This window comes from Prosthecobacter sp. (assembly GCF_046154365.1).
In the GTDB taxonomy this organism is placed as follows: domain Bacteria; phylum Verrucomicrobiota; class Verrucomicrobiia; order Verrucomicrobiales; family Verrucomicrobiaceae; genus Prosthecobacter.
In genome coordinates, this window is the sequence record NZ_JBJXFV010000140.1 from 1 (window position 1) to 21,816 (window position 21,816).

Consider the following 21,816-nt stretch of genomic DNA (forward strand, 5'->3'; position numbering starts at 1 on the left):
CGGCTGGTGCCCATGCCCGGTTTTGAAAACGTCTTCGCCCTGCACCCAATGGACATGGCCGTGTCGAAAGTCATCGCCACCGCCAGCTCACGCATCGACAAGCGCTTTGGCCGCCGTGCGGCTGATCGCGGCATGAAAGACATCAATACCCTCGTCGCCCTCATCCGTGCTGGTTACCTGGATGGCAAAGAACTTGCCCGTCAGGCCAGCCAGCTCGATCACGCAGCCGCGATGATCGTGGAGTGCGGCCGCGTGCTGGAAACCGTGCTCGCACTCGCTCAAGCGTGATCAGAACATCCGCGAACTGTTTCGTCTGGGAGTACAGTGTGTGCTGTGGATTGGCGAATGATCTTGAAGGAGTGGAGCTGCCACTTTCGTTCAACCGCCATGCGCGCACTATTTGCCCTCGCACTATTCCCTTCATTCGTCTCGGCCGCCGATCTGCCTGATCCGGCCGCCATCACCGCCGGCATGAAAAAAGCGGTCGCTTATGCCCACACGCACCTCGCCCGTGAAGGCGGCTATGCCTCGTCGTATGACAAGGAGGGCAAGATCGGCGAGGTCGAGCACGGCAAATCGCCCACGATCATTTCCATCCAGCCGCACGGCACCACGACGATGGGTCTGGCGATGCTGAAGGCTTATCAAGCCACGGGCGATGAGATTTTCCTCAAAGCCGCCCAGGATGCCGCCAAAGCGCTGCTCAAGTGCCAGCTCGCCTCCGGTGGTTGGAACAGCGACTTCGATTTTGACCCCGAGACGGCCAAAAAATACCACCTGCGCAGCCAGCTCGACATCGGTGACAAAGTCCCCGGCAAACGCCGCAACAGCACCACGCTCGACGACAACAAGACGCAGTCCGCGCTGTTGTTTCTGCTCGAAATGACGCACGAACCGGCCTGCAAGGACGACGCGGAATTGAAACGCTGTACGAAGTTCGCCTTCGATGCCCTGCTGGCCGCGCAAGCTCCGATTGGCGGCTGGCCGCAGCAGTTCAGCGGCCCCGCTGATGCCACTGAGCCGATTCTCAAAGCCAGCTATCCGGCTGAATGGTCACGCACCTTCCCAAAGGTGAATTACACCGGCTTCTACACCCTCAACGACGGCAACCTCGAACGCATCGCGCATCTGCTCTTCCGCGCCTACGAACTCGAAAAGGATGAGCGCTACCTCGCCGCGTTGAAAAAACTCGGCGAGTTCTTTCTCCTCGCGCAAATGCCCGAACCGCAGCCGGTCTGGGCCATGCAATACGACCACGACATGCATCCGGCGTGGGCGCGTAAATTTGAGCCACCGTCCGTCACCGCCTACGAAACCGTGGGTGCCATGGAGGTGCTGCATCAGCTGTGGGTGCTCACTGGCGATGACAAATACCTCGCGCCGATCCAGCCTGCTCTCGCGTGGTTCGAGCGTTCCAAGCTGCCCGACGGCACGCACGCACGCTTCTACGAGCTGAAGACCAACAAGCCGCTGTTCTTCGTCAAAGACACCTACGAGCTGACCTACGACGACAGCAACATGCCCACGCATTACTCCTTCAAGGACGACCGCCAGGACGACATCGACACCTTCAAAAAAAGGCTGGCTCAAAGCCGCGAGGAGTTGCAGCGCAAACTCGCCGGTCCTGCCACGCCCAAGGAATGGGCCAGCCGTGCCAAAGGTGCCGCCACCAAGGCCCAGAAAGCCGCCGACTCCCTCGACAGCGCAGGCCGCTGGCTCAAGGACGACCAAATTGACGGCGGCGAGTTCGTCAAAAACCTGAACGCCATGGCCTACTATGTCGAGGCGCGGAAGAAGAGCGGGCAGTAGGCGGTGAACCGCCTGCTTGCCATTGCCGGCAGCTCACATTACTTTCACCGCATGACAGCGATCCCTGCAGCCCCGCAACGGCTCTTTCCCCGCTTTGAAAGCATGATGACCGAGGAATCCGCCCGGGCCATTTTGACCCTACGCGTCACCCCGGAGATGCAGGAGCGCTTTCATGTGGTGGCCGACCAATGTCGTGAAGGTGAGTTGAATGAGGAGGAACTGCGCCAGTACAAGGAGTTTGTGGACGAGATCGGCTCGATCTCGTTGCTGCAAGCGCAGGCGCGCAGCGTGCTGCGCAAACTGGGCAAACTCTGATGGACGCCCTGATCCGCCAGCAGGTTTGGAGTCGTGCCGAAGGCCGCTGTGAATATTGTCGCCTGAAGCAGGAGCACGAGTCCGCCCTCGCTTTTCATGTCGAGCACATCATTGCATTACAGCATCGCGGCCCCTCCACGCTCGGCAACCTGGCGCTCGCCTGTGGCCACTGCAATGCCCACAAAGGCACCAACCTTACCTCGCGCGATCCTGACACCGACAAGGTTGAGCTTTTGTTCCATCCCCGCCAGCAGGCATGGCACGAGCATTTTCACCTGGATGGAGCCTTGGTGATCGGCCTCACTCCGGCGGGCAGAACCACGGTCTGGCTCTTGCAGATCAACATCGAGCACCGCGTTCACTTGCGTGAATGGCTCATCGCCGAGGCCGAGTGGGATTGATCGAACTGGCCTTCTCTCCTAATTTCGAGGATTTTGTGTTTCATTCCGTTAACAAATCCAAACAAATCACCCGCAGTTCCGTCTTCTGTATCAGATCTTGCGACTGCTTGGACACATGGAGCAGACCATAGGTCAGCGCAGGCTGGCTCCTGCCTTCGGTTTGAACTTAGGACGTGGAATTGACTTGTTTGATCCATACACAGCCCAAAACCGCGATCTCCATCTTACCTTTTCGCCTCGGGTGGCATTGCCGTGACTCTAGGTCCACCTCACAGGCAAATCTTTGATCTGGGTCGAACCCGAAACGGGTTCCGTCCATCACCGCCATCAGCGAACGTAACCGCGTTGCGGTTCGCCCTTGAGAGACACGTTATGTCATCACACCACCCAGGGTTGTTCCAACCCTGGGCTGGATGACGGAAGGTCGTTGGCCTTCTTCAGAAACGCGACTTGAACAAAAGCCGCCGCCTGCGCTGTAATGCCTCCATGCTTTTCCTCCGCTGCCTTGCCGCCGCCTCTGCTCTCACCTTCACGCTTCATGCCGCCGAAGAAAAACTCCGCCTCGTGCGTGAAACTGATGCGCTGACACCGGAACAAGAACGCGCCGGGTTTCATGTGCCTCCCGGCTTCGAGGTCCAGCTCTTCGCCAGCGAGCCGCAGATCAACAAACCCATCAACATGGCCTTCGACGCCCGTGGCCGCTTGTGGGTCTCCTCCACCGTCGAATACCCCTATGCCGCCGACAAAGGCCGCTGGTCCGATCCGCAGGGCACGAATGTCAAAGGCAGCCGCGATGCCATCAAGATCCTCGAAGACACCAACGGCGACGGCAAAGCCGACAAAGTCACCGACTTCGCCAACGAACTCAACATCCCCACCGGCGTCCTCCCTTGGCACAAGCCGGAGCACAAGGCCGGCTGCATCGCCTGGAGCATCCCGAACATCTGGTACTTCGCTGACACCAATGGCGATGACATCGCTGACCACCGCGAAGTCCTCTTCGGCCCACTTGGCTACGAAAAAGACACCCACGGCATGTGCAGCAGCTTCCGCCTCGGCCTAGACGGCTGGGTTTATGCCACGCATGGATTTAATAACACCAGCAAATTCACCATCCGAAGGCCTACGGAACAAACGGAAGATACGGAAAAAAAGAAATCCGATTCCGTGCATTCCGTGTCTTCCGTAGGCACATCTGAATTGGAACTGCACTCCGGCAATGTCTTCCGCTTCAAACCCGACGGTTCACGCGTCGAACCGTGGACACACGGCCAGGTGAACCCCTTCGGCCTCGCTTGGGACCGTTTTGGCAATCTCTACAGCGCCGACTGCCACAGCTCGCCCATTTACCAACTCATTCGCGGCGCGCACTACCCGAGCTTTGGCAAACCGCACGACGGCCTCGGCTTCGCGCCCGTCATGTGCCAGCACACGCACGGCTCCACCGGCATCTGCGGCATCGTTTACATCGACGGCGGCGTGTGGGGCCCCGGGTGGGACGACCACACCTTCGTCGGCAATGTCGTCACCTCCAAGGTCAACCACGACCACGTCACCTTCACCGGCTCCACGCCGAAGGCGAACGAACAGCCCGACTTCCTCACCAGCGACGACCCGTGGTTCCGTCCCGTCGATCTCCAACTCGGTCCCGACAACGCCCTCTACATCGCCGACTTCTACAACAAGATCATCGGCCACTACGAAGTGCCGCTGGAGCATCCAGGGCGGGACAAGGAACGCGGGAGGATTTGGCGGGTGGTGAAGAAGGATTCAAAGCCGCAACGGAATGACTTCACTGCGATGCCTCCAAAGGAGATTGCGAATGAACTCGGCAATCCAAATCTCACACGTCGTCATCTCGCACTGCGGGAAGTGAAGCAGCGTGGTGCCAAGGATTGGCTGCCCGAACTCTTTCGAATTTTCAAATCAGGAGATTCCATGGTTGCTCAAGGGGACCGTGAGCCTGCCGACTATCGGGACAATGATATTGGAGACTTTGATTACTTCACCGTGGATTGGGCGCACTCGGACATCCGAACCGCATACTCGCTCTGGGGTTTATCTTACCTCGGCGAACGGTTCCTGGTATCAAACGTCCTGCGAAATCTGCACACCGGAGGATCCTGGACTGAGGACAGGGGTGAGGAGTTAAATGGTCTTGTGATGTCGCATGCTGCACAAGTCATCGGATCGTATGACCATCTTCATCCTTGGGAGAAATGGAACCTGGGCATTGCATTTGATGGCCGTGGCAGTGCTATAGGCCGCGCAGCAGCACAAGCGTTGCTACAACGGCCAGATTTTTTGCGCGGCGACCCAGAATGGCCAGGGAGTGTGGTCAAGATGTTGGCAACCCTCACAGACGATCTCCTTTCGCCTCCCGGCCCCGATAACTGGCTCACCAGCAAGCTCGGTGACGTTGCCTATGTGCATTCTCTTCGGCTGCTGCTCAAAGACGTTCTTTCGCAGCCAGGGGTGCTGGAACACGCAGAATCGCGCAGATGGGCAGAACGGGTTCTGGACAAGCCTTGGTTCATCGAAGTCCTTCAGGCAGTTCCGACGACTCAAGCGTCATCATTCTTGTTTCAACGGCTGCAAAAAGGTGACCGGATCGAACCGGGCATCCTCGCCCACATCGCCCGCCACGGCGACCCCGCCCTCTTACTCGAAGCCATCTCTCTGACGCGCAAAGCGACTCTCCCTCTCCCCGCCCCAGACGCCGCAAACACCTCGACCACCACCGGGGAGAGGGCCGGGGTGAGGGGACCACCCAACACCACACAGCAAACCACCATCATCCAAGCCATCTCCGAAGGCCTGGCCGAGCGCGGCACGCCTCCACCGCCCGAATTGCTCGCCTGGGCGCAAGAACTCGCCACGCAGCTCCTCGACACCACCGCCACCAAGGCCGCACCCGCCTGGACCACGCTTGGCAACGCCAAATGGTCCCTCCAACCGCGCAAGCTCGCCGACGACACCGAATCCACCGTCCTGCAAAGCATCCTCAAAGGCGGTGGCGATGAGGAAAGCCGCACCGGCACGCTCAAATCTCAAACCTTCCCCGCACCGGCCAAACTCGCCCTCTGGATCAACGGCCATCGCGGTTTCCCGGCCGCCAAAGCCCACGACAAAAACCTCGTCCGCATCACCGACGCCGAAACCGGTCGCGAACTCGCCCGCGCCTTCCCACCGCGCAACGACAAGGCGCAGCGCACCGAACTCGACCTCACCGCGCACACCGGCAAACCCGTCCGCCTCGAAGTCATCGATGGCGACGACGGCAAAGCCTACGCCTGGCTCGGCATCACCCGCATCGAGCCCGCCGTGGTCAGTGTGAACGACTTCCAGAGCGCCGACACGACCCGCGAAAGCCTCAAAACACTCGCCACCATGCTCCAGCACAGCGCCCCCGCCGCGTTGCGCGAAAAACTCGCCACCTACCTCCCACCGCGCCCCGCACCGCCACCGCTGCCCGTCTCGCCCGAGCAGCGTAAGCAGCTCGACACCCTCATCGCCGCCCGCGTGGCCGCCTTTGCCAAAGCCAAGCCCGATCTCGAAACCGGAGCCAACGTCTTCAAGATGAACTGCGCCGCCTGCCATCAAATCAAGGGCGAAGGCGGCCTCATCGGCCCGCAGCTCGATGGCATTGGCGCGCGCGGCCCCGCTCGGCTTTGCGAGGACATCCTCGACCCCAACCGCAACGTCGATGCCCACTTCCACGTCCATACGCTCACGATGAAGGACGGCAGCACCTTCGCCGGCTTCCTCAAAGCCGAGCTCGGCCAGATCCACCTCCTCGCCGACGCCACTGGCAAAGAGCACCGCATCGCCAAAAAAGACATCGCCAAAACCGAAGTCACCCCCATCTCCCTCATGCCGCCCACGTTTGGGCAGACACTCGATGAAGCGACGTTCATCGACTTGCTGGGGTATCTGCTGAATGAGAAGGCGGGAAAAGAGCCATAGCCAACGCACCAGCATGAAACGAGTCATCCAGCTCACAGTCGCCATGCTGCTTTTGACAGGAGCGATCATTCTATTCTATCGCTGGGACTCCGCCACGAACCGTGGCTATCACTTTGGCTATTGGGGAGATTACAACCGAGTGCATGACGCTCTCTTAGAATTGACCGGAGGCGAGGTACACATGCTCTATCTCAATCGAGATGTCACACTTGAAGAATTTGGGTTCTCTGTGGTCAGGCCACGGAGAAAAACAATGGCACTCTACTTCAACGAGCAAGACCCAGCCAGAGCCATGAGCGGAAACTCTTTGCGCGAAGAACTCACTCGCAGGCTCACCACCGCCACAGACTCCGAAGCTCTCAAGCCGCATCCAAGGGCCGTCAAAAACATCCACCCGCCGGGCGAGGTGGACCGGCCGGAGATGGTGAAGTTCATCGTGGCCGATCCGAAGGCGCTGCCGGGCATTGTGGTGGATGAAACGTCTGCCGAACTCGTGGGCGAATGGCAGTACTCTACGCACACGCCGCCGTATGCCGGGCTGGGCTACCTGCATGACATGAAGGCGGGGAAGGGGGCCAAGTCCGTGACGTTTACGCCGGAGCTGCCGAAAGCGGGCTGGTATGAGGTGCGGCTGGCGCATTGCTACAACGTGCGGCGTTCGTCGAAGACGCCGGTGACGATTCATCATGCGGATGGCGACACGAAGATGGTGATCAATCAGCAGCAGGAGCCTGAGCATGGGCGGTTATTCCACACGCTGGGCACGTTTCGGTTTGAAGCGGGCCGTGCTGGCTGGGTGCGGGTTTCCAACGAGGGCACCGAGCCGGACAAGGTGGTCATTGCCGATGCGGTGCAATTTCTGCCGGTGGCAAAGTAGCTTTGTTGCTGTGCAACAAGGACTCCCTGTTCCGCAGGAACAGGGCTACTTTTCAGACCCACAAAAAAGCCGGAGTCTTGCGACTCCGGCTTCGTGATTGATGAGGTCCTATTCGTCCTCGGCTTCGGCGGCAGCGGCCTTTTTGCGCTTCTTTTTGCCACCGGCGTTGCGCAGAGCCTTTGGAATCGGGTCTTCCTTCTTCTGCAGGGCACGACGCAGCTTGCGCAGCGCGATGTTTTGAAGCTGGCGGATTCGTTCGCGGGTGACGCCAAACTCCTGGCCGACTTCTTCCAGCGTGCGCGGCTTCTGGCCGGCAAGGCCGAAGCGGGCGTCGATGATCTTGCGTTCGCGTTCGTCGAGAACGGTCAGCAGGCCATCGAGCTGGCTGTGCATGTTCTTGTGCGAGAGCAGATCGAACGGCGTCTGGGCGTTTTCATCACCGACGATTTCGCCGAACTCGGTGCTGTCGTCGTCGCTGATCGGGGCGTCGAGCGAGGCAGGGCGCATGGAGGCGACCTTGAGCTGGCTCAGTTTGGCGCGGTCGATGCCGATTTCCTCGGACAACTCGTCGTCGGTGGGTTCGCGGCCCAGTTCCTCGGACATCGCCATGGCCACACGGCGCATCTTGCTGATCTTGTCCACCATGTGGACAGGGAGACGGATCGTCTTGGACTGGTTGGCGAGGGCGCGTTTGATGGACTGTTTGATCCACCAGGCGGCGTAGGTTGAAAGCTTGCCACCCTTGTTCGGGTCGAAGCGTTCCACGGCCTTCATGAGGCCGATGTTACCTTCGGAAATGAGGTCGAGAAGTGGCAGGCCGTAGTTAGCGTAATCTTGGGCGATCTTCACCACGAGGCGCAGGTTCGCACGAATCATGTGCGAACGGGCTTCGGGGTCACCACGCTTGATGCGTTCGGCAAGCTCAACCTCCTGGTCGGGAGTCAGCAAGTCAGTCTTGCCGATCTCACGCAGGTAAATCTTAATGCCTCCGTCGAGTTCCATATTGAGCGTTCTAGTTGGGTAATACGATACAAAGAGCAACGTCCTTGCCCCCAGCCGAGACGCAGGGGGTCGTCAGTATAAAAGCAGTTTCACACTTTGCTCGTCTTTTTTGAGCAAGTTTGCGGCCAGAAAGGGGGGATGAACCGGGGAGAAGTGGCACAAGAGTGAAATTGCAGCCTCCGTTGAACTAAACTTTGAGGGTCTCGTCAACACCATTTCCAAAAAAGATTAGGATTTGCTAATAAAACAGGCTTCAATCCGGCACTTTTCCCGCTTTTGGAGACTTGGGGCCACATACACCGGGTTCACCCGTGGTTCCCCGTTTGCCTTTTTGTTCAATATCGCCCCCCGCTTGACACCGCCCCGCCTCTCCCCGACTTACTGCCCCCCGAAAATCCTGCCATGCCCCGCCGAATCTCCTACCGTGATGCCATCCGTGAAGCCCTCGATGAAGAAATCGCCCGCGACCCCATGGTCGTGGTCATGGGCGAGGAAGTGGCTCAGTACAACGGCGCTTACAAGGTAACGCAGGGTCTGTGGGAGAAGTGGGGCGACAAACGCCTCGTCGATACCCCGATCAGCGAAGCCGGGTTCATCGGCATGGGTATCGGTGCCAGCATGCTCGGCGTGCGTCCGGTGATGGAACTCATGTTTTGGAGCTTCTATACCGTCGCGTGGGATCAAATCGTCAACAACGGCGCCATGGTGCGCTACATGAGCGGCGGCAAGATCAACGTCCCCATCGTCATCCGTGGCCCTGCTAACGGCGGTACCAGCGTCGGTGCAACCCATTCCCACACGCCGGAAAACATCATGGCCAGCTTCCCCGGCATGAAATGCGTCTGCCCCAGCAACGCCTACGACGCCAAGGGCCTCATGAAAGCCTCCATCCGCGACAATGACCCCGTCATGTTCATGGAGAGCACCATTCTCTACGGCGCGGAGTGGGACGTGCCAGCCAACGACGAACTCCCCGGTGGCGAACTCTTCATCCCGCTCGGCCTCGCTGACGTGAAACGCGAAGGTGCCGACATCTCCCTCATCGCTCATGGCCGCGCCGTCATCACCTGCCTCGAAGCCGCCCGCATCCTCGAAGAAGAGCATGGCATCAGCGCCGAGGTCGTTGATCTTCGCAGCATCCGCCCGTTGGATGAAGACACCATCCTCGAATCCGTTGCGAAAACCCACCGCGCCATCTACGTCGAGGAAAACAAACCCTACTGCGGCATCGGTGCCCAGATCGCCTACATGATTCAGGAGCGCATCTTCGACGAACTCGACGCCCCCGTGCAGCGTGTGTGCAGCCTGGATTCGCCCGCCATCTACAGCCCGCCGCTCGAAGCCATTCAAATTCCGACGGCAGCGGTCGTCGTCGCCAAAGCCTTGAGCATTCTCTGATCCGCCTCCCTCGCACTTCCAACATTTCATCCTGATTTCGCCATGCCCAAATTCATCGAAATGCCCAAGCTCAGTGACACCATGACCGAGGGCACCCTCGCCAAATGGACCGTCAAGGAAGGGGACAAAGTCACCGTCGGCAAAGCCATCGCCGACATCGAAACCGACAAGGCCACCATGGAGTACGCCAGCCCGTTTGAAGGCGTGCTGCACAAGTTCATCGCGTTGCCAGGCGGCAAAGTCCCGCTCGGCGCGCCTCTCGCCGTCATTCTCGAAGAAGACGAGGCCGCACCAGCCAATCTCGACGAACTCATCGCCAAAGCCCAGGCCGCCGCTGCTCCAGCGCCTGCCGCGGAGAAAAAACCTGCTGCTTCTGCCACCAAGGCCGCCAGCGCCGGTCCCCGCTTGCCTCTTGCTCCGCAGCACAAGAGCCGCGCTGCCGCTGGAAACTCCAATCTTCGCGTCAAAGCCTCCCCACTTGCCAAAAAGATCGCTGCTGAGCGCGGCGTCGATCTCAATGCCCTCATCGGCACCGGCCCTGGCGGACGTATCGTGCGTGAAGACGTCGAAAACGCCCCTGTCGGCGGTTCCAGCGCCCGTGTCGCTGCTACACCTGCGATTCGCCCCGTCATCGGCCCTGATGACGAACGCGTGCCCACCAGCAGCATGCGCAACATCATCGCCGAGCGTCTGCTCGCGTCGAAGACGCAGATCCCGCACTTCTACCTCCAGATGGAAGTCGATGCCGCGCCGCTCATGGAATTCCGCGCGCATCTCAATGCCGCCAATGAGAAAACCGGCGGCGTGAAGTACACCGTCAACGATTTCATTCTCAAGGCCGTCGTCCGTGCCGCGCAGGCCCAGCCCGCCATCAATGCCGCGTGGGATGGCGATGCCATCGTGAAATTCAAATCCGTCGGCCTCAGCGTCGCCATCGCTATTGATGACGGTCTCGTCACCCCCGTCATCAAGCAGGCGGAAAAGAAAACGCTGCTCGAAATCAGCCAGAGCGTCAAAGATCTCGCCGGCAAGGCCAAGAACAAGAAGCTCAGCCCCGACGACTTCGCTGGTGGCACCATCACCGTCTCCAATCTCGGTGCGTTTGGCATTGATCAGTTCGCCGCCATCATCAATCCGCCCCAGGCCGCGATTGTCGCCATCGGCAGCATCCGCAAGGCCGCCGTCGTGAATGACAAAGGCCAAGTCGTCGCCGGTCAGCGCATGTGGGTCGGCCTCAGTGGCGACCACCGTGTCGTCGATGGTGCCGTCGCCGCCACCTTCCTCGCCGAGATGCGCAAGCTGCTGGAAAATCCGGCGCTGATGCTGGTGTGAGTTGGCGGCAGTGCCTCACATAACGGAGTTCTGATACGAGTTCAGCTTCACCGACGCATCATCGGCCACGTTCACCCACACATGCACATGTGGCGTGCCGCGGAAGTACCAGACAAACGACGGGCCTTCGATGCGCCAGTTGTCATAGATGCCGTCGTCGCCGAGATCGCCCTCTTTGTAGAAAGCGAGGCTGCAATGATCGAGCCCGCCCTGCGAGGTGAGGCACTTCATCGCCTCGTCCTGATCGGCTTTACGAAACGGCTCCAGCATGTGGTTGAGGATGCGCTGAAGCTCCGCTTTCTGATCAGCGGCGAACTCGGACACCGGACATCCTGGAAACTTGCTGTCCTTGCCTTTGAAGCCCACGAGTTCCTCGGTCGGCATCCCCTGCGTGACGAGCGCGAGCGCCTGATGCTTCGCATCGAGCACATGGTAGAGCTTGTTGGCCTCCAGCGCCTGATGCCAGAAGACGTTGTGCGGATGATTCGGCTTTTCATAGAGCGCATCGCCTTCGTGCGCATACAGAATGGGGCCGCCAAAGGCCACGTGCTCGGAGCTGTCGCCATCACAACGCAGGGTCATGTGACGGCTGCTGAGCACGAACTCAAACTTGCCGCTGCCCGGCTCACCAAAGATCGCGATGCCCTGCTTGTTGCCAAAACCGCCAATGTCGTCATCGAGCTGCTTGTCGAAACGCTCATGCCATTCCGGCGCTGTGATGCCCTCAAAGATGGTACGGATCATCGCCTGCTGATCGGCGGTGAAGAACTCGCTCTTGATCGCCGGCTTGGTGATGCGCCAGTTGTTTTCCAGACGCGTGCGCAGCAGGCCGCGCTTCGGGTCCACATAATCCCACGCAAAGCAAACTTCCTGCCGCTGCTCCGGCTTCAGCGACTCATAGAGCAGCTTCACGACCGACTCCGGCGCTGCGGGTGCGGCAAACAACGGGCGCGGTGCGGCGGCAAGAGCCGCCAGTGATGCTGTGGAGCGGAGAAACGACCGGCGGCTCAATTTGGCATTCATATCCGCGAGACTATCGGAACGGCGATGTTGGAGCAAGGCTGTTGATCGACACCGCCGTGGCGCTGACGGATTTCCGCAATAGCCCAGGCCGCATGTTCGGCGATGAGCGGGTGTGGATCGGTGGCGGCAGCTTCGAGAGCGGGCAGGTCGTCGGGGGCACCGGTGTTGCCGAGTGCGACGCAGACATTGCGCAGAAAGGCGGGGCGTTTGATGCGCTTGATGGGAGATTTGGCAAACAGGGCGCGGAAGGTGTCGTCGGTGAGCGAAAGGAAATCGCGCAAAGACTTGGAGAAGACGGTTTCGCGGGCCTGGAAGGCGGCTTCGCGTGATTCCTGGGCGTGGCGGTTCCATGGGCAGGCGTCGAGGCAGGCATCGCAGCCGTAGATGCGGTCGCCGATGGCATGGCGGAATTCGAGCGGGATGCTGCCTTTGCTTTCGATGGTGAGATAGGAGATACAGCGGCGGGCATCCATGCGCTGCGGCGCGGTGATGGCCTGCGTGGGGCAGGCGTCGATGCAGCGGGTGCATTTGCCGCACATGTCTTTGGCGGGCGTGTCGGCTGGCAGGTCGAGCGTGGTGAGGATGTCGGCGAGGAAGAACCAAGTGCCGAGTTTGCGATGAATCTGCATCGTGCTTTTGCCGCCCCAGCCGAGTCCGGCCTCGCTGGCGAAGTCACGCTCCAAAACGGGGCCGGTATCGACGTAGCGTTTCTGCGCACCGCCATGGGAAATGAGAAAGTCATCGAGTTCGCGCAGCTTTTTCTCGATGAGGTCGTGGTAGTCGTCGTTCCAGGCGTAGCGGGCGATTTGATAGGACGGATGGGAAGAATGGGAGGGATGGCCTTGAAAATAGTTCAGCGCTAGGACGATGACACTTTGTGCGCCGGGCAACACGATGCGGGGATCGGTGCGGCGTTCGGTGTTGCGGGCCATCCAGGCCATGTCGCCGTATTTGCCTTCGGCGATCCATTGTTCAAACAGCTCACGGTGCGCGGCGGGCAGCGCGGGCGCGATGCGGCAGTCGTCGAAGCCGAGCGAGCGGGCCTTGGCGATGAGTGCGGTTTTGATCTCGGTGGGAGACACGGGGAAATGACGAAATCAGAATGACAAATCTCTGCCGAGGCAAAGTGTGCGTCATTTTGTACCTGCGGGCGTCAGCACATGGATCTGCTTGTCGAGCACATCAAAGGAATCGGCGAGCTGGCGCAGCCGCTCGACATGCGTCGTCTGCTCACGCTGCACATGCGCGGCGTCGGCTTGCGCGGGGTTGAGGGTGTCGAGGAACTTGGCGAAAGTGTTGGTGACATCCTCGGTGACTTGTTTGGACAGCAGGTCGCGCAGCATGACGGAGGACTCTTCGAGTTTGTCGAAAATGGCATTCCGCGCGTTGCTCAGCCGGACCTGGGTGAGCAGATAAAGCACCGCGAGGAGCAGCACACCGGCTCCGGCGGCGATTCCCGCACTCAGCAGGCCATCCAACCAGCCGCACAACCCAATGATGATCACCACGGGCAGGATGAGACGTGGCAGCCAGCGTGCGGTGCGGCGCGCGTGCTCGAGACCGGGTTCGATGTCCTCATCGAGCTGCAAGCCGATGACGAAGCGCCGCAGTGAGGAATCGACGTGCGTGCCAAAGCGTCGGCGCAGCTCGCTCTCCTCCTCATCGTAATCATGCACCGGCAGCGGCACATCCATCGGAAACAAAGTTCCACGGCCCTGCGCATACAGGAACCGCTCGAACTGATGCACATCCTCCTCCAGTACGAGGCTGACCTGCCGCCAGCGGTCGCCGGTGCGGTGCTGTAGCTCCTGAAATAGACGATGGTCGAGGCTTTGCTGCCGTGCGCCATTGGTTTCCTCCTCTTCACGCGCCGCGTTGCGCTGAAAGGCGCGTCGCGTGGTCAGCGCATCGTGCGCGAGTCCCGCCACACGCATGACAGACTCGTGGTAGTCACGCTCGGTGGCATCGAGCGCGGGGAGAATCTTTTTCAAGGTGCGGTCCACCTGAAGTTCGCGCTCCGTCTGCAATTCCTGTAGCACGGCGGCCTTGCGCTGCACATTGCGCAGGCCGATGACGAAACGCTCGCGCATCTGGTCGAGGATCTGCCGCGCCATCCGCATGGTGCCGGCGAGTTTGTTCAGGCGCGCGGCGTTGTGCCGCACGAGACCGGAGATGTGCGCCTCCAGCGCATGGAAACCGCTGTCTTGCAGCAGGCGGTCGCGATCAATGCCGGAACTGCGGGCGAGAAAGGCTTTCTTCGCCGAAACGGCGAACAGCGGAAAGTCACGCCCGAAGCGCTGTCGCGTGAGCTGGCCCATGTAGTCGGTGATGACCTCGATTTCCTCCGGGCTGCGCAGATCGCTCTGCTGGAGCACAAACACGACGTGGCGCATCCATTCGCGATGCACTTTTTCCAAAAATTGCCACGCGGAAGCACCCCACGGATTCATCGCGGAAAACACAAAGATCACCAGATCGGCGATGGGCACGAAGCGCTCGGTGATCATCTGATGCTCGATCTCGACGGAGTTCGTGCCAGGCGTATCGACGATGTGGAAGTCGCGCAGGAAATCGACCGGAGCGTAAACCTCATCCAGCGTCGGCGTCACGGGCACCACGCTGTGCTCCGCGCCGTGCCGGAAGAAGAGAATTTTGCCCGTTGTCGGCAAGATGCCGGTTTGGGAAAAATCCTGACCGAACAGCGCATTGAGGAAGGTTGATTTGCCCACGTTCACCTCGCCGACGACGACAAAGACAAACGGCTCCTTCAGGCTGGCGATGAGATTGTCGATGATGGCGGCAGATTCGGCATCGCTACCAGATTCACGCAGCGCTGCGGCGAGAGCCAGCAGGTCGGTGCCAATGCGTGAACGCAGTTCGAAATAGTCATCGCCAATCATGAGGGTCGTTCAAAGTGTCGCGTGGCTTCCGCATCGCAACCGTCGAGCACAGGTTTCCTCCGCATGCTGCTTGCCGCCGCCGTGAACCGCTCCTAAAGAACGCGGCCTTGACCGATCTGCCGCCAGCCAGCGAAGCCGCACCTGCGAAACCCACGCCGTGGTGGCTGTGGCCGCATGTGCTGAGCTTGGAGGCGCCGCTGGTGGCCGTGCTGTGGCAGCGTGCGCTGGCGCATGCACACGGCATCCGGCTCACGCCGCTGCTCGATGTGGGCCTCGCCCTCGCCTGCTGGGTGATTTATGTGATCGACCGCACGCTGGACACATTTGCGGCCAAGAACATCGGGGAACTCGATGCGCGGCATGCTTTTTATCATCGCCACCGCCGTGGATTGATGCTCGGCGTGATTCCGCCGGCACTGACGCTGCTGGCGTGGATGGCGTTTTATGTGATTCCCGAAGGCGTGCTGTGGCAGGCGGTCGGTTTATCCTTGTTGGTGGCTTTGTATCTCGCCTCATGGTCGGCGCAGGGCAGCCGCATCTCGCGGGATGTGTTCATCGCCATCGCCGGGCTGGGCGGCATCATGCTCATCTCACGCATGCCGCTGCCTGCGGGGTATCGTTTCTCGCTGAGCCTGCTCGTGCTGGCGGTGATGGTGCTGTCGTTTCTGCGGCACTTGGACATTCGGATGGGCAACGTGATGCCGAAGGAGCTGACCGCCGCGCTGCTCTTTGCCATGGGCTGCACCACGAGCACACGCTTCCTCGCGATGCCAGAACACTGGCTGGAACCGGTGCTGGAATCCCTGCTGCTGGCGCTGCTCTTTGCCTGCAATCTGCACGGCATCTCCTGCCGCGAGCAGGGCACTGACCATGACCGCCGGCATCCGCCGTTGGTGCTTGGCACGCTGGTTTTCGCACTGGCCATGCTGTGGCTGATCGAGTTCGGCGTGCTGGAGCACGCGCTGCACGGCCCGGCATGCGCGGTGCTGGGCGCGGCGGTGCTGCATGCTCTGGTGCATGGATCGCGCAAACGTTTCTCCGTGGATGCCTATCGTGTGCTGGCGGATCTGGCTTTGATTGTGCCGCTGCCGCTCGCCTGGCTATGAGTTGCGCGAAACCCGGCTGCGACCACGTTTGACGAATATCATGAAACAACTGCTCTCACTACTCCTGCTCGGCCTTCTGTCTTCAGCGCAAGCGCAGGACACACCCAATGCGCTCTTCCAGCAAGGTGTTGACGCCTTCTTCGCCGCGAAGCCGAAGGAGTCCGTGGCCGCGTTCGACAAGCTCATCGCCCTGGCACCCGATTCCAAGCCGCAGCTCTGGCAGCGCGGGCTTTCGCTCTACTACGCAGGCGATTTCAAAGGCGGGCGCGAGCAGTTTGAAGTGCATCAAACCGTGAACGGCAACGACGTGGAGAACGCCGCGTGGCATTTCCTCTGCATCGCCAAAGGCGAGAGCGTGGCGGCCGCACGCAAGGTTTTCATCCCCATCGAAGGCGACAGCCGCGTGCCGATGAAGCAGGTCCATGAGCTGTTTGCCGGCAAAGGCAGCGAAGAAGCCGTGTTGAAGGCCGCCGAGGAAGGCGACGGCGAAAACCTGCGCAATCACCGCTGCTACGCGCATCTCTATCTCGGTCTCTACTTCGAAGCCTCAGGCGATGACGTGAAGGCGAAGGAGCACATGCTCAAAGCCGCCAAGGATTTCAGCATGGACCACTACATGGGCCGCGTGGCGCAGGTGCATGTGAAGATTCGTGGCTGGGACAAGTAGCCGAACGCTTCTCAAAGGCTGTACCCACTCTTCTGAAACATGGTCCGCAGCTCTGCTTCGACCGTTTCGAGGGTTCGTTCACCAAGCAGAATGCGCAGATGCTTCATGCACACCGCATCTGGGTCGGTGTTTTCGGGTGGTTCCGGTGCTTTGGGAGCGTCGGGTGGTGGTGCAGGCGGCGTGAGGGTTTTCGGATACGAAAAGCGACCGTTGCCGAGGTCTTGGACGCCGGGCTGCTGCATGAACGCCTTCATTGCCGTGCGATAGGCGTCGTAGGCGGGCTTGAGCTTGTCGATCTCGGCGTTGTGGGCATCCACTTGCTCCCAGAAGGCGGGCCACTTCTTCTTTTCCTCATGCAGGGCGTCGAAGTACTGCATCAGGCGTTTGCCGCCGTTTTCATGCACGAAGAAATAGGCGAGGATGTGCGAGGAGCGGTAGCGGCTGGAAAGCATTTCCATCGTGGGCGGCGGGGCGGTGAAGTTGAAGCGCACCATTCCAGGGCCGTCCGCCGGTTTTTCCTTCCGGTCGGAGAGCAGGTGGCTCTTGATCTCATTGCGCGTGGAGATGTCCGTGGTGTAGCCCCACATTTCCTTCACCCCGAGCCACTGCGGCTGGTAGCGCACCGCACCGAACAGGCCGCGATTGCGTGAGCCGGGCTGTTTGGCTAGAAAAGCACCCCCATCGCCACTGACGGAGAAAACACCGCCTTTGTAGGCCAGATTGGAAGTGTACTCCGCCAGCCCCTCGATCAGCCACACAGGCATATAAGGCAGGTATTCGTGCATCATCTGATGCGTGATCTCGTGCGTGATGGTGTCGTTGTTGATCTCGCCTTTGCGGTAGTAGGCGCCGTTGGCACCGACGGTGTTCGAGATGCCCAGCTCGTTGAAGGGCATGCGGAAGACCTTGTCCTTGCGCACATAGACCCCCGCCGACCACGACGGTGCGTCCGAGGCGAGGTATTGCTCGCGCGTGGCGAACAGCTCGGCCTGGAACTTCTTTCGTCCTTCCTCCGGCTTCGGCACGATACCCCAGGGCATCAGCCGCACCAGCTCATAGGTGCTTTCAAAGGCACGGCACACGTCCTTCATCAGGATCACACCGAGTTTGGCGCTGGTTTTGAACTGAAAGTGCCCGGATTCGTAAATGCACTCGCCGAGTTCCTCCTTCACCACCTTGATGTTCATGTAGAGCATCGGTTCCTTCACCTCCGTGGGCATGCGGCGCTTGTCCCATGACACACGGCTGGCATCAGCGGGGTCAACCACACTGGCCATGGCTTTGGAAGCGTTCAGCCGCACCCAGGTCTGATCTTCCGCCGAAAGGCCGGTGAGCGGCACCGTGGCGGACTGTCCGTTCGGCAGGATCAAGGTGACATTGCCGTCCTTGATGCCGCCAAACTCGGCCTGAATCTGTTTCCCCTGCGCATTGGTCCACGGGCGCGGTTCGCCCGACGCAAAGGAACAAACCAGCAGGCTCAGCACGGCAAGGGTGAAAGGGCGGACGATCATGAGGTAAAATCATGCCGGGCGAGGGCGGGTGCTGACAAGATCAAAATGCAGATTCGCGCAAACTTCAGGAATCCTCTTTTCCCGGCATCAATTCTGCGCATTCTCACGGCGGCTCTGTTTCGAGCCATCATGGAAGCAGTCAACATCCAGTTTGCACCCGCAACGGGCACTGAGGAGGAATGGAACGAGGCGTATGCACGTCTCGCCGATTACTTTCGCTCGTATCAGCTCCACAACCGCATCCGCCGCACGCAGTTGATTCTCGAAACGCTGCGCAACGCGGCCAAGGCGCATGCGCAAGACCCTTCCCGCACGCCCACGGCGCATTCCATCGAACAGGCGCGGCTCATGCTGCGTGAGTGGCTGGGTTCGATCTACAGTGACCTCCATCTCAATGAGGCCCAGCTCGAAGCCACCGGCCGTCTCGGCTTTCACCTCGCCGGCGGACCGTCGCGCTGGCCGCAATTTTTCCTGGATGAAGAAAACATGCCTGAAGACATGGCCGAGGCCATGCGCTCCGCCGTGCGAAACTCCGGCCCTGGTATGCAGGTGAGCAAGATGACGCCACGTGACATCGACCTCGGCATGTTCACCGATGTGGCCGACGATACCTTCGACCGTTTGGGCCGTCACCCCATCCTGCGCTACTCGGTGCTCTTCCTCATCGTCGCCAGCGTGCTGGGCTACCTTTATTCCCTCTTCGGATGAGCGCACCCATCGGCAGCCAGACCGCGAACATCGCGATGACCGCAGGCATGCCGCCAAAGCACATCTCGCGCACCCGCCGTGCCACGTTCTTCTCGCTCGTCGGTCTCGGCACCATCGTCGGTGCGTGGTTGTCCTTCATCTTCCTGTCGGAAAACGGCATGCGCATGGCGGAGTGGGGCCTCCTGCTGGTCTTCATCCCGCTCTATTACCAGCTCAATGTCGGCTTCTGGACGGCCATGTTCGGCGTCTGGCTGATGAACCGTCCGACGCCGGACTCCCTCAGCCTCTGGCACACGCTCAACGCCGACGACTACGAGCAGCCCATCAGCGCCAGCACCGCCATCATCATGCCGGTCTTCAATGAGGACGTGACGCGTGTATTTGAGGGCCTGCGCTCGATCTATCTCTCGCTGGAGGCCACCGGCCAGTCGAAGAACTTCGACTTCTTCATCCTCAGCGACTCCGACAAAACCAGCCAGTGGATCGAAGAAGAAACCGCCTGGCTCGAACTCTGCCGCCAGCTCAAAGCCTTCGGTCGCATTTTTTACCGCAAACGCCGCAAGCAGATCAACCGCAAGAGCGGCAACGTCAGCGACTTCTGCCGCCGCTGGGGCAAGCGCTACCGCTACATGGTCGTCCTCGATGCCGACAGCCTCATGTCCGGCGCCCTGCTCACCAGCATGGTGCGCATCATGGAAAAAAATCCCGGCATCGGCATCGTGCAGACGTTTCCAAAGCAGATCGCCGCCGACACGCTGCTGGGCCGCGTGATGCAGTTCGCCCAGGCCCTCTACGGTCCCCCGTTCATGGCCGGACTCGACTACTGGCAGTGCGGCGAGGCCAACTTCTGGGGCCACAACGCCATCCTGCGTCTCGCACCCTTCATCGAGCACTGTGCGCTACCGCCGCTTCCTGCGAACGCTCCTTTCGGCGGCCACATTCTCAGCCACGACTTCGTCGAAGCCGCGCTCATGCGCAAAGCCGGTTACGCCGTGCGCTTGCTGCCAACGACACGCGGCAGCTACGAGGAAGGCCCGCCCACGCTGGTGGACATGCTCAAACGCGACCGCCGCTGGTGCCAGGGCAACATCCAGCACTTCTGGCTGCTCTTTGCCAAAGGCTGGCATCCGATGAGCCGCGTCAATTTCCTGCACGGCATCCTCAGCTACGTCAGTTCGCTGCTGTGGTTCTTCTTCCTCGTGCTGGCCACCTATCTCGCCGCTACGCCCACGCAGCACTCGCAGCCGCAGTCGCTGCTCGCGGAAAAAATTCTGCTCGGCGTCACGGCCATGCTCATCTTCCTGCCGAAGACCGTCATCCTGCTCGATGAAGTCATCACTGGCCGCATGTTTAAGCCGTTGAAACTGCGCCTGCTCACGTTTGTCAGCAGCCTGCTCGACACCGTTGTCTTCACTCTCATGGCGCCCGTGCTCATGATTTTCCATTCACGTTTCGTCGTCTATACGCTCATCGGCAAAAGTGTCAGTTGGGTCACGCAGCGCCGTAAAACCGACGGCGGCCTCAATTGGAGTGAGATCCTCTTCACCTTCGCCAGCGTCACGCTGCTCGGCATCGCTTGGGCCGCGCTCGGCTGGTTTGTCTCCAAAGACTTCCTGCTCTGGATCAGCCCCATCCTGTTCTCGCTCGTCATTTCCATCGCCGTGGCCGCACTCGTCTCTGGCGGACGCAGCGGCAGGCGTCTGGGCATCTTCCTCACCACCGAGGAGTACGACCCGCCCACCGTGCTCAAGACGATGCAGCAGAACCTGGAGGAAATAAAAGACCGCATCCAGCTCCCGCCCGAACTCGAGCGCCACTACGGCCTCATGCAGGTCTGCCTCGATCCCTTTGTGAACGGCCTCCACGTCAGCCTGCTGCGCCGCCGCCGCACCATCGACGTGTCACGCACCTACCTCGAAGAAATCGGCCACCGCCTCATCGCGCAAGGCCCCAATGTCATCAGTGCGCAGGAATTGAAGGCGCTCATGCACGACACCGACACCGTCACCAACCTGCACTACCGCCTCTGGAGCGCCGCCAATCACGAACTCGCCCCCTTCTGGGCCACCGCCATCCGCCAGTACAACCTCGCCTCCACCAGTCCCTTCGCGCACACGCTGGCGAAGAAGGATGTGGAGTGAGTGCTCAATGTCGAGCCTCAAGCCTCACCATACATCTCCGTGATCAATTGGCGGAGTGCAGCGGCCTCGGTGGAGTTCAAACTGCCGATCTTCTTGCCAATGCGCGATTTGCTGATGGTGCGAATCTGATCCACGGCGATCTCCGCCACCTGCCCGGCGGCGGTTGTTGGCAAACGTGTTCTCCAGCCCGGATGAATCTGTGACGTAAGCGGACAAACCGTGATGGTTTGCAGCCGGGCGTTCAGCACATCCAGACTCACAATCACCACCGGCCGGGTTTTGCTAATTTCCGAACCTTCCGTCGGGTCCAGCCTTGCCCAGTGAATGTCGTAGCGTTTCACGGCTTGGCTGCTTTGGGCGTTCCCTTGCTCCACACCAGTTCATCCATGCCGTCAGACTCCGTCTTGTGCCATTCCGCCCAGTCCTCACTGTTTGCCGACATCTGCTTCGCCGTTTCTTCCCAACTGAGTTTGCGAACAGTCTTGGTGGCAGGTTTGAGCAGCAGGCCCTCGTCACGTTCTTCGACTTCGATGGTCTTGCTAAAGCCGTAGCGTTTGACCACGCTGACAGGGAGGCGCAGGCCCTGGCCTTTGCCCATCGGGCCGAGTGTGAGTCGTGCTGCTTTCATGGCTCGAAATTACGATTCGAGGTCGAAGGCGT

The 21,816-nt window shown here is 60.3% G+C and carries 19 protein-coding genes; 12 read left to right on the forward strand and 7 right to left on the reverse strand.

All coding sequences use genetic code 11. The features are described from left to right. The 6 genes from ACKVY0_RS17655 to ACKVY0_RS17680 form a co-directional block, all read left to right on the forward strand. A partial coding sequence (locus ACKVY0_RS17655; protein WP_409216147.1) for a hypothetical protein occupies positions 1–288 on the forward strand: 288 nt, incomplete at its 5' end. A gap of 99 nt (positions 289–387) precedes the next feature. Next, a complete protein-coding gene (locus ACKVY0_RS17660; RefSeq protein WP_409216148.1) occupies positions 388–1,809 on the forward strand; it encodes a pectate lyase in 1,422 nt (473 codons plus the stop codon). 51 nt (positions 1,810–1,860) lie between these two features. Beyond that, entirely contained in the window at positions 1,861–2,124 is a 264-nt protein-coding gene (locus tag ACKVY0_RS17665; protein WP_409216149.1) for a hypothetical protein, read from the forward strand. After that, entirely contained in the window at positions 2,124–2,525 is a 402-nt protein-coding gene (locus tag ACKVY0_RS17670) for an HNH endonuclease (RefSeq protein WP_409216150.1), read from the forward strand. The genes ACKVY0_RS17665 and ACKVY0_RS17670 overlap by 1 nt, the downstream gene beginning before the upstream one ends. A 486-nt stretch (positions 2,526–3,011) precedes the next feature. Then, on the forward strand, positions 3,012–6,491 hold the full coding sequence (locus tag ACKVY0_RS17675; RefSeq protein ID WP_409216151.1) for a PVC-type heme-binding CxxCH protein: 3,480 nt from the start codon (positions 3,012–3,014) through the stop codon (positions 6,489–6,491). A 292-nt stretch (positions 6,492–6,783) separates the two neighbouring features. After that, on the forward strand, positions 6,784–7,368 hold the full coding sequence (locus ACKVY0_RS17680) for a xanthan lyase (RefSeq protein WP_409216152.1): 585 nt from the start codon (positions 6,784–6,786) through the stop codon (positions 7,366–7,368). Between the two features lie 108 nt (positions 7,369–7,476). On the opposite strand, the gene ACKVY0_RS17685 is transcribed toward ACKVY0_RS17680, so the two are convergent. Next, positions 7,477–8,370 (reverse strand): RNA polymerase sigma factor RpoD/SigA, encoded by an 894-nt coding sequence (locus ACKVY0_RS17685; protein WP_395722489.1) that lies wholly within the window; start codon positions 8,368–8,370, stop codon positions 7,477–7,479. Between the two features lie 402 nt (positions 8,371–8,772). Here ACKVY0_RS17685 and ACKVY0_RS17690 point away from each other — a divergent pair, with 402 nt between their 5' ends. Beyond that, complete coding sequence (locus ACKVY0_RS17690; protein WP_409216153.1) at positions 8,773–9,768, forward strand: alpha-ketoacid dehydrogenase subunit beta; 996 nt, start codon at positions 8,773–8,775, stop codon at positions 9,766–9,768. A gap of 42 nt (positions 9,769–9,810) precedes the next feature. Further along, entirely contained in the window at positions 9,811–11,100 is a 1,290-nt protein-coding gene (locus ACKVY0_RS17695) for a pyruvate dehydrogenase complex dihydrolipoamide acetyltransferase (protein WP_409216154.1), read from the forward strand. Positions 11,101–11,115: 15 nt separating this feature from the next. Here the strand turns inward: ACKVY0_RS17695 and ACKVY0_RS17700 are convergent, their stop codons facing one another. From ACKVY0_RS17700 to ACKVY0_RS17710, 3 genes are read right to left on the reverse strand one after another with little or no spacing between them, the layout of a single operon-like run. Further along, positions 11,116–12,123 carry a DUF3500 domain-containing protein gene (locus ACKVY0_RS17700; protein WP_409216155.1) on the reverse strand — a complete coding sequence of 336 codons (1,008 nt, stop codon included), beginning with the start codon at positions 12,121–12,123 and terminating at the stop codon, positions 11,116–11,118. After that, the gene (gene queG, locus ACKVY0_RS17705; protein ID WP_409216156.1) at positions 12,120–13,205 is read right to left on the reverse strand and encodes a tRNA epoxyqueuosine(34) reductase QueG; all 1,086 of its coding nucleotides are present in this window, start codon (positions 13,203–13,205) and stop codon (positions 12,120–12,122) included. Before queG ends, ACKVY0_RS17700 begins: the two co-directional genes overlap by 4 nt. A gap of 51 nt (positions 13,206–13,256) precedes the next feature. After that, positions 13,257–15,023, reverse strand: a complete 1,767-nt coding sequence (locus tag ACKVY0_RS17710) for a dynamin family protein (RefSeq protein WP_409216157.1) — start codon at positions 15,021–15,023, stop codon at positions 13,257–13,259. 107 nt (positions 15,024–15,130) lie between these two features. Between ACKVY0_RS17710 and ACKVY0_RS17715 the strand changes: the two genes are divergently transcribed. Then, positions 15,131–16,129, forward strand: a complete 999-nt coding sequence (locus tag ACKVY0_RS17715; protein ID WP_409216158.1) for a hypothetical protein — start codon at positions 15,131–15,133, stop codon at positions 16,127–16,129. A 40-nt stretch (positions 16,130–16,169) separates the two neighbouring features. Continuing rightward, on the forward strand, positions 16,170–16,796 hold the full coding sequence (locus ACKVY0_RS17720) for a tetratricopeptide repeat protein (protein ID WP_409216159.1): 627 nt from the start codon (positions 16,170–16,172) through the stop codon (positions 16,794–16,796). Between the two features lie 11 nt (positions 16,797–16,807). Here the strand turns inward: ACKVY0_RS17720 and ACKVY0_RS17725 are convergent, their stop codons facing one another. Beyond that, positions 16,808–18,307, reverse strand: a complete 1,500-nt coding sequence (locus tag ACKVY0_RS17725; protein ID WP_409216160.1) for a hypothetical protein — start codon at positions 18,305–18,307, stop codon at positions 16,808–16,810. Positions 18,308–18,436: 129 nt separating this feature from the next. Here ACKVY0_RS17725 and ACKVY0_RS17730 point away from each other — a divergent pair, with 129 nt between their 5' ends. Next, entirely contained in the window at positions 18,437–19,015 is a 579-nt protein-coding gene (locus ACKVY0_RS17730) for a hypothetical protein (RefSeq protein ID WP_409216161.1), read from the forward strand. Next, the gene (mdoH, locus tag ACKVY0_RS17735; RefSeq protein ID WP_409216162.1) at positions 19,012–21,156 is read left to right on the forward strand and encodes a glucans biosynthesis glucosyltransferase MdoH; all 2,145 of its coding nucleotides are present in this window, start codon (positions 19,012–19,014) and stop codon (positions 21,154–21,156) included. Before ACKVY0_RS17730 ends, mdoH begins: the two co-directional genes overlap by 4 nt. A 17-nt stretch (positions 21,157–21,173) precedes the next feature. Here the strand turns inward: mdoH and ACKVY0_RS17740 are convergent, their stop codons facing one another. Further along, on the reverse strand, positions 21,174–21,497 hold the full coding sequence (locus tag ACKVY0_RS17740) for a type II toxin-antitoxin system PemK/MazF family toxin (RefSeq protein WP_409216163.1): 324 nt from the start codon (positions 21,495–21,497) through the stop codon (positions 21,174–21,176). Continuing rightward, a complete protein-coding gene (locus ACKVY0_RS17745) occupies positions 21,494–21,784 on the reverse strand; it encodes a hypothetical protein (protein ID WP_409216164.1) in 291 nt (96 codons plus the stop codon). Before ACKVY0_RS17745 ends, ACKVY0_RS17740 begins: the two co-directional genes overlap by 4 nt. Between the last annotated feature and the right edge of the window lie 32 nt (positions 21,785–21,816).